We start from the raw sequence: 1,588 nt of genomic DNA on the forward strand, positions 1-1,588 counted from the left end.
GAATTTATCTATTACAGAAGTCCACCCATCATCATACATGATCTTATTTGCTTTAATAAGTTTATCTCTTCTCTCGCTTATTACATCAAGAGCAAATCCATCCAACCAGTATCTTATTGATGAATCATTTTCATAAATTTTCCTCGTTTAGATCAAGATATATAATGCCTGCGGCGTCTACTTTTATGCTTCATTCTTCTGCTAAAACGTTATTGTAATACAGTTCGTCAGGGCGCATATCTATTATTCCACACTCTTTCATAAATTTCAAACACTGTGAGGGGAGCGAGCTAACTGCGCCGCACAATCCGCGTGCCCCGCGGCAAGCGTGGTTTTCGCCGTTTTTTTACGCCCCGATGCGGCGCTTTTGCTATGCCTTCACCTCTATACCGCGAGTTCGCAAAGCAAACTCAGACATTTCCCGCAAGGGGAACGCGCCGCCCGCAAGGTCCCGCGAGTTACTCGCAAGGTCCTGCGAGCGACGCATAAAATTTTGTGAGCGACGCATAAAATTTTGTGAGCCACGCATAAAATTTTGCGAGCGGCGCATAAAATTTTGTGAGCGGCGCATAAAATTTTGTGAGTGACGCAAAAAATTTTGTGAGCCACGCATAAAATCCTGTGAGCCACGCATAAAATTTTATGAGCGGCGCAAAAACGCCGCCGCGGGGCGCGTCCGGCGCTGCCCGTATACCGTGTATCTCTATGTAATACAAAGATTTTGCCGCTATGCCTTGCCTGTACGCCGTCATAGGGAAAGCGGTTTTACCGCTTCCCCTATGAGACGAGAAAGGGAACGGGCTTTGCCCGCTCCCTTTCTCTCCATTTCGGCAGTCACTATACGCCTTTATCCACAGGCAAAGCCTTTATGCCGCGAGTTTGCGGTAAGCGAAGCGGCGCAAACTCGGTAAGCACGCCGAAGGCGTGCGACAGTTTTTTCAGAAAACTCCTGTCCTACCCGCGCGCTGCGCGACTTCCGCCGGACGCGGCGCAGTCCGGCACACGAGGCTGAGTCCCGCATTAAGGGTCGCGGGAACCGTCGCCAATAACTGCGGAAGCAAGCAGGATAATTCCGCAAACAAGCGCAGAGGCTCCGCAGATACGCGCAATCCTTGAATAAACCTGAACAAATGCGCCGGGGACGCTATGATAACCGACGGTTTGGTGCTATAGTAGGCGACAAATAGGGCGGCAGTGCGCGCGGTGCGCGGCTCGCGCAGGACACGCCGAATGGTTTTGCAGGAGAGGCTATAGAATATGAGCGACATATATGCGGCGGTCGAGGAAGCCGTTGAAGAAATCCGCCGGGGGAAACTGCTGATTGTAACGGACGACGAAAACCGCGAGAACGAGGGCGACTTCGTCATGGCGGCCGAAAAGGCGACGCCCGAAGCGGTGAACTTCGTCGCGCGGCACGGCAGGGGGCTGGTCTGTCAGGCGATAACCGAGGCGCGGGCGCGTGAACTGCGGCTGCCGCTCATGGTGAGCGAAAACACCGCCGTTCACGGCACGGCGTTCACCGTCAGCGTCGACGTCCTGAAGGGCGCGACCACGGGGATTTCCGCCTTTGACCGGGCGGCGACCATTC

General features: G+C 53.5%; 2 protein-coding genes. One reads left to right on the forward strand and one right to left on the reverse strand.

Going from position 1 to position 1,588, the window contains the following annotated elements; all coding sequences use genetic code 11:
• Window positions 1-458 precede the first annotated feature (458 nt).
• On the reverse strand, window positions 459-716 hold the full coding sequence (locus AWU74_RS05415) for a hypothetical protein (RefSeq protein WP_187150868.1): 258 nt from the start codon (window positions 714-716) through the stop codon (window positions 459-461).
• Between the two features lie 541 nt (window positions 717-1,257).
• On the opposite strand from AWU74_RS05415, the gene AWU74_RS05425 reads away from it, so the two are divergent.
• The coding region (locus tag AWU74_RS05425) for a 3,4-dihydroxy-2-butanone-4-phosphate synthase (protein WP_162504869.1) at window positions 1,258-1,588 on the forward strand (331 nt) is incomplete at its 3' end.

Source organism: Treponema endosymbiont of Eucomonympha sp. (assembly GCF_001028545.1).